Genomic DNA, 6,556 nt, shown 5'->3' with positions numbered 1-6,556 from the left:
CTCCTACGAGGTGCAGCTGCGCCAGGCCGAACGCCGCCGCGCCGAGTTCCAGGCACGCTATATCGACCTGCTGCCCTCCGAGGGCGGCGTGTCCCGCCTGGAGGCGGCGCGCAGCCGCCTGAAGGAAGTGCAGGGCGAGCTGCAGGACGCCCGCATGCGGCGGCAGCTGACGCAGAAGCAGTTGGAATCCGCGCCGCCGACCCTGACGGTGGCGCAGTCGGGTGGTGGCGGCGGCAATCCCGCGCTGGCCGCTGCCCAACGCAACCTGGCTGAACTCCGCACCCGCTTCACCGAACAGCACCCGGATGTGGTCGCGGCCCGCGCGGCCGTGTCCGTGGCGGCGCGCACCGGTGGTGGCGGTGGCTCGGCGCCTTCCGGTGACGGCTCCGGCCCGCGCGCCAATCCGCTCTACGAGCAGCTGAAGGTGCGGCTGGTGGATGTGGACGCGCAGATCGCCTCGCTGGAGCGGCAGGAGCGCGACGGCAAGGTCGAGGTGGACCGGCTGGATGCCATGGCGCGCAGCGAGCCGGAAGTGCAGGCGCAGTTCATGAACCTGGACCGCGACTACACCGTGCTGCGCCGCAACTACGAGGAGCTGCTGGCGCGGCGTGAATCCATCCAGATCGCCGGCGCCGCCCGCAGCAGTTCCGACCGCGTGCGGCTGGAGGTGGTGGACCCGCCCTCGCTGCCGATCCGCCCCGTCTCCCCCAACCGGCCGCTGCTGCTGACCGGCGTGCTGGTGGCCGGCCTCGGCGCCGGCGCCCTGGTGGCGCTGCTGCTGGTGCAGCTCGACCAGGGCTTCCACACCGTCAATGACCTCCGCCGGCTGGGCCTGCCGGTGCTGGGCGGCGTTTCTTCCGCCGTCAGCCCGCGTCGTGCCGGAGCTGTGCTTGGCTTCGGCTTCGGCGTGGTGGCATTGTTCGGTCTGTTTGGCGCAGTCCTTGCCGGGCTTCCCGGCATTATTGTGAGGTTGCTGGCATGAACATGCCATCCCGAGGCCGGGCCCACCTCGTTGAGCGCGCTGCTGAGGCGTTCTCCGATCCCAACGCCTTTACAGCCCGACAGCCCGGCCCCGCGCCAGAGGCCCCGCCCGCGAAGGTACTGGAAGGGCAGGCGCTCCGCCTGCCCGAGGCGCCAGTGGCACGGCTGCCCAGCCCCGATGCTGAAGGTCCGGCCCCAGGCCGGCTGGAAGCCCCGGTGCCGCCACCCGTCAAGCCGCCGGCGCCCCCCAGGCCGCCGGTTGCACTGAGCGCCCTGGTTGCCGCCGGCCTGACCGCCGTGCCGGCTGGCTCTCAGCGCAGCCGCGTGGTGGAGGAACTGGCCCTGGCGCAGCAGCAGGTGCTGCGCGGCATGGAGGATGCGGGCGGGCGCAACCGCGTCGTGCTGGTCACCAGCGCGCGCCCGGGGGAGGGCAAGACCTTCATCGCCCTCAACCTGGCGGGCTCCATGGCCAGTAGCGGCACGCGCAAGGTCGTGCTGGTGGATGTGGACGGCAAGCGCGGCTCCATCAGCGATGCGCTGGGCGTGTCCGAGGCCACGGGCCTGCGGCACCTCGCCTCCTCGCCGCAGGAGCGTGGGCAGCCTTTGCTGTTGCAGACCGAGATCCGCAACCTGCTGGTGCTGCCCTATGGCCGCGCCGTGACCGGCGCGGCGCAGGTGCCCTCCGGCACGCAGCTGGCCGAGGCCATCACCCGCCTGGCCCGCAGCCTGCCCGACCATGTGCTGGTGCTCGATACGCCGCCCAGCCTCTCCACCTCCGATGCCAATGCGCTTTCGGCCATGGCGGGGCAGGTGGTGATGGTGGTGGATGCCGGCCGCACCCAGCGCAACGAGGTCGAGGCGGCGCTGGACATGATGGAAGCCTGCCCCCTCCTGCAACTGCTTCTGAACCGGGTCTCCATGACGGCCAATGACAGCTTCGGTGCCTATGGCAACTACGGCGCGCGCCATGCGGAGTGAGGCTGGCAGGCTGGGCGGCGGCATCGGCGCGCTTGCGGTTCTGTCGCTGGCGGCGCTGAGTGCCGTGCCGGCCGCGGCGCAGGTGCCGCCTCTGCCTGGAACATCGGTGCCCGCCAGCTCCCCGTCCGATGGCATCCCGCTGGGCGATGACATCGGCAGCGGCGAGGCCGCCGGTGTTTCGGAAGGGGGCTCCGCCGCTCCCTGGGCCGAGGCTGGCCCGGTGCGCCTGGGCACGCTGGGCTTTCCCTACACGGCCCTGGCCACGCCGGATGCGTCCACGCGCGGCTGGAGCTTCACGCCCAGCCTGGGCCTGGAGCTCGAGGCGACCGACAACCTCTACGCGACCCGGCGGAACCGCAAGGCGGACTTCATCACCCGGCTGCAGCCTGGCCTGCTGTTCACGGTGGATACAGCGCGCCTTCAGGGCGTGTTCAACTACCAGCCCGAGCTGGAGCTGCATGCCGCCCAGGGCAGCCAGAACGGCATCGACCACTTCCTCAATGGCCAGTTGCTGCTGACCGTGGTGCCGAATGCCGTCTACGTGGATCTGCGCGGCAGCGCCGGCGTGCAGGCCGCAGGCGGCGGCTACGCCCCCACCGTTGGAGAAACGGGCAGCCGCCGAGAGAACGATGTTCAGACCAGCAGCTTCCAGATCTCGCCCTATGTAGTGCACCGCTTCGGCGGCACCGCCACGGTGCAGGCTGGCTACGCGCTGCAGCATGTCTCGCAGAGCTTGCAGGACGGCGCCGATGTCGCGGTGACGCCCACCGGCCAGCGTTACTTCAGCAACCAGGATTTCACGGCGCACGAATTCTACGGCACCGTGCGCAGCGGCGAGGATTTTGGCCGTCTGGCCTTGGAAGGCCAAGCCGTTGCCACCGAGTATGACGGCACCGGCGTGCTGGACAATGCCTACCGCCGCAATGTCAGCGTCGAATCCCGCTTCGCCATCAACCGCTTTTTCTCGGTGCTGGGCGAGGTTGGCTATGAATGGCTGCGCTATTCCGGCTTCCCGCCCTTCCAGGTCTCGGACACCATCTGGTCCGGCGGCGCCAGGCTGACCTTCTCGGACGAAAGCTTCATCACCGCGCGCTACGGCCACCGTGATGGCTTCGATTCCGCCCGGGTGGATGCCGCGCTCACGCTGGGTGGCCGCACCCGCTTCTATGCCAACTATGCGGAGCGGCTGACCACGGGCGCCCAGCGCGCCGCCGACCTGCTCACCACCACCACGCTGGATGAGCTTGGCAATCCGGTGGACACGGCGACAGGCGCGCCGCTGGCGCAGCCTTTCTCCAATTCCTTTCTGGGCGTGCAAAGCAGCCTGACCCGGCTGCGCACCGCCTCCGCCTCCATCTCCCAGGACTGGGGCCGCGATACCTTCATTCTTACCGTGAGCTATGAGCGGCAGCGCCCGATCGCGACCGAGTTCGGCACCGTTCCCACGCGGCAGAGTGGCACTTCCGGCAGCCTGACCTGGGCGCATGATCTGACGCCCTTTACCTCGGCCGTCAGCTACGTCCAGTACGGCACCTTGAAGACACCGGCGCGCGGCAGCGGCGATGTTTTCACTGCCAGCCTCGCGCTGGTGACGCAGTTGCGCCCCGGCCTGGCCGCCACGCTGCAATACATGCTGACCAACCGCAGCGATGACTTCTCGGGTGGCCGCGCCACGCAGAACGTCATCCTCGCTGGCCTTCGGCAGACCTTCTGAGGGTATGCAGATGCAGATCGACCATTATGGCTTTCGCGAGCCGCCCTTCCAGATGACGCCGGATGCGCGCCTGTTCTTTCCCAGCAGCGTGCATCGCCGCGCCTATGCGCATCTCACCTATGGCCTCGCCCAGCGGGAAGGCTTCGTCGTCGTCACCGGCGAAGTCGGCGCGGGCAAGACCACGCTGGTGGAGCGGCTGTGCAGCGAGCTGGACCCAGGCGGCTTCGTGATCGCCCGCATCGCCACGACGCAGGTGTCTGGCGATGACGTGCTGCGGCTGATCGCCGATGCCTTCGGCGTTTCGCCCGAGGGCACCAAGGCCTCGCTGCTGCTGGGCATCGCCAGCGCGCTGCGCAATGCCGACCGCCGCCACCTGCTGATCGTGGACGAAGCCCAGGGCCTGCCGCTGCCGGCGCTGGAAGAACTGCGCATGATCTCCAACGTCACGGAATCCGGCAAGGCGCCGCTGCAGACCATCCTGCTCGGCCAGCCGGAGCTGCGGCGCATCATGGCCAGCCCGGACCTGACGCAGCTGCGCCAGCGCGTGCTGGCCTCCTACCACCTCGGCGGCCTCTCGCGTGAGGAAACCCACGCCTATGTCGAGCACCGCATGCGCGCGGTGGGCTGGCAGGGCAACCCGGCCTGGGAGCCGGATGCGCTGGACATGGTGCATGCCCATAGCGGCGGCATCCCCCGCCGCATCAACCGCCTCTGCTCCCGCGTGCTGCTGGGCGGCGCGCTGGAGGGCAGCGAGCTCCTGACCGCGCCGATGGTGGAAGCCACGGCGCTGGAGCTGGAGGAAGACCTGGGCGTCCTGCAGGATGACCAGCAGCATACGCGGCCGAATTCGGCCGTGCTGGAAGACCTCACCCAGCGTGTCGAGGCGCTGGAGCGCCTGACCGCGCGGCGGGAGCGGGTCTTCAACCGCATGTCCGACCTCTTCGCCGATGGTTCGAGGTTCCGGCAATGAAGCCCCGCATCCGCAATGCCATGAGCGTGGATGTGGAGGACTGGTTCCAGGTCCAGGCCTTCGTCGGCATCATCCAGCGCAGCAGCTGGGATAGCCTGGAATCGCGCGTCGTCGCCAATACCGAGCGTGTGCTGGAGCAGTTCGCCGCCGCCGGCGTCCATGCCACCTTCTTCACCCTGGGCTGGGTGGCGGAGCGGCACCCCGCGCTGGTGCGCCGCATCGTCGAGGCCGGCCATGAACTGGCGAGCCACGGCCACGGGCACGAGCAGGTGAATGTGATCGGCGAGACCGCCTTCCGCGCCGATATCCGCCGCGCCAAGCAGGTGCTGGAGGATGCCGGCGGCGTGCCCGTCGCCGGCTACCGCGCGCCGACCTTCTCGATCGGCGCCCGCATCACCCCCTGGGCGCATGCGGTGCTGGCGGAAGAGGGTTACCGCTACAGTTCCTCCGTCTTTCCCATTCGCCACGATCTTTATGGCGCGCCCGACGCACCGCGCGGGCCGCATCGCCCACGCCCCGATGGCGTGGTGGAGCTGCCGATGACGACGCTGCGGGCCATGGGCCGCAATTTTCCCTGTTCCGGCGGCGGCTGGTTCCGGCTGATCCCTTACCCGGTCTTCCGCACCGCGCTGCGCCGCGTGAACAATCATGACCAGCAGCCGGGCATCTTCTACTTCCACCCTTGGGAAGTCGATCCGGGCCAGCCGCGCATGAACCATGCCGGGCGCCTGTCGCGGTTCCGGCACTATACCGGGCTGGACAGCATGTCTGGCCGCCTGGACCAGTTGCTGCAGGACTTTGCCTGGGGCCGGATGGACGAGGTTTTCGCCGCCGCCATCGACGGGGCGAAGCCGGCCGAAAGGATCGCGGCATGAGCCTGCGTCTGCGTCCGCTCGAAACCGGCCAGGAAGCCGCCTGGGATGCCTTCGTGCGCGAGAGGCCGGATTCCACCTTCTTCCATCTCTCGGCCTGGCGCCACGTCATCGCCGATTCCTTTGGCCACAGCACCCACTACACCCTGGCGGAGCAGGACGGTGCCATTGTTGGCGTGCTGCCGCTGGCGCGCATGCGCACCCGCCTGTTCGGCGATGCGCTGATTTCCACGCCTTTCTGCGTCTATGGCGGCCCCCTCGCGGCCACGCCGGAGGCTGAGACGGCGCTGGAAAACCATGCCATGGACCTGCTGCGCCAGACCGGGGCCGCGCATCTGGAATTCCGCCAGTTGCATGCGCCTTACCGGGACTGGGATGTGCGGCCGCCGCTGCATTACACCTTCCGCAAGTCCATTACCGGCGATGCGGAGAAGGACATGAAGGCCATCCCGCGCAAGCAGCGGGCCATGGTGCGCAAGGGCATCCAGAACGGGCTGCAATCGGTCAGCAACAGCGACACCGGCATGCTGCACCGGGTTTATGCCGAAAGCGTCCATAACCTCGGTACGCCCGTTTTCCCGCGCAAGTATTTCGACCGGCTGGCCGCCGCCTTCCCGCAGGAGCACGACGTTGTCACGGTGATGCAGGGGGATACGCCCGTCGCCTCCGTGCTGAACTTCTACTACAAGGAAGAGGTGCTGCCTTATTACGGCGGCGGCACCAGCCTGGCGCGTAAAGTCGCTGGCAATGACTTCATGTATTGGGAAGTGATGCGGCGCGCGGGGGCGGAGCGTGGCTCCCGCCTCTACGACTTCGGCCGCAGCAAGTCCGGCACTGGCGCCTTCGACTTCAAGAAGAACTGGGGGTTCGAGGCGGCGCCGCTGCACTACAGCTACCGCCTGCGCCCCGGCGCCACGCTGTCCGAGCACAACCCGTCCAACCCGAAGTACAAGATGATGATTGCCGCCTGGAAGCGCCTGCCGCTGCCGGTGGCCAATATCCTCGGCCCGCCCATCGTTCGCGGCCTAGGCTGAGGGAGAA

At 68.9% G+C, this 6,556-nt stretch carries 6 protein-coding genes; all 6 read left to right on the top strand.

Going from position 1 to position 6,556, the window contains the following annotated elements:
- Window positions 1–982 (top strand): GNVR domain-containing protein (locus EBE87_RS23950; RefSeq protein WP_122140196.1); only part of this gene is annotated, 982 nt, incomplete at its 5' end.
- Window positions 983–1,197: 215 nt separating this feature from the next.
- On the top strand, window positions 1,198–1,959 hold the full coding sequence (locus tag EBE87_RS23945; protein WP_147426200.1) for an AAA family ATPase: 762 nt from the start codon (window positions 1,198–1,200) through the stop codon (window positions 1,957–1,959).
- Entirely contained in the window at window positions 1,949–3,673 is a 1,725-nt protein-coding gene (locus EBE87_RS23940; protein WP_158601035.1) for a TIGR03016 family PEP-CTERM system-associated outer membrane protein, read from the top strand. Before EBE87_RS23945 ends, EBE87_RS23940 begins: the two co-directional genes overlap by 11 nt.
- A 10-nt stretch (window positions 3,674–3,683) precedes the next feature.
- A complete protein-coding gene (locus EBE87_RS23935; RefSeq protein ID WP_120640538.1) occupies window positions 3,684–4,643 on the top strand; it encodes an AAA family ATPase in 960 nt (319 codons plus the stop codon).
- Window positions 4,640–5,518 (top strand): XrtA system polysaccharide deacetylase, encoded by an 879-nt coding sequence (locus tag EBE87_RS23930; RefSeq protein ID WP_120640534.1) that lies wholly within the window; start codon window positions 4,640–4,642, stop codon window positions 5,516–5,518. The genes EBE87_RS23935 and EBE87_RS23930 overlap by 4 nt, the downstream gene beginning before the upstream one ends.
- Window positions 5,515–6,549 carry a FemAB family XrtA/PEP-CTERM system-associated protein gene (locus EBE87_RS23925; RefSeq protein WP_120640535.1) on the top strand — a complete coding sequence of 345 codons (1,035 nt, stop codon included), beginning with the start codon at window positions 5,515–5,517 and terminating at the stop codon, window positions 6,547–6,549. The genes EBE87_RS23930 and EBE87_RS23925 overlap by 4 nt, the downstream gene beginning before the upstream one ends.
- The last annotated feature ends 7 nt before the right edge of the window (window positions 6,550–6,556 follow it).

It is taken from the genome of Teichococcus wenyumeiae (genome assembly GCF_003696345.1).
Classification (GTDB): domain Bacteria; phylum Pseudomonadota; class Alphaproteobacteria; order Acetobacterales; family Acetobacteraceae; genus Pseudoroseomonas; species Pseudoroseomonas wenyumeiae.
The sequence above is the reverse complement of the archived record's forward strand: the minus strand, read 5'-3'. Positions and strand labels throughout refer to the sequence as shown.

Bases quoted from the DNA above. Each gene is read 5' to 3' on its own strand.
- EBE87_RS23940 (WP_158601035.1), top strand. From the start codon at position 1,949: ATGCGGAGTGAGGCTGGCAGGCTGGGCGGCGGCATCGGCGCGCTTGCG.
- EBE87_RS23935 (WP_120640538.1), top strand. From the start codon at position 3,684: ATGCAGATCGACCATTATGGCTTTCGCGAGCCGCCCTTCCAGATGACG.
- EBE87_RS23930 (WP_120640534.1), top strand. From the start codon at position 4,640: ATGAAGCCCCGCATCCGCAATGCCATGAGCGTGGATGTGGAGGACTGG.
- EBE87_RS23925 (WP_120640535.1), top strand. From the start codon at position 5,515: ATGAGCCTGCGTCTGCGTCCGCTCGAAACCGGCCAGGAAGCCGCCTGG.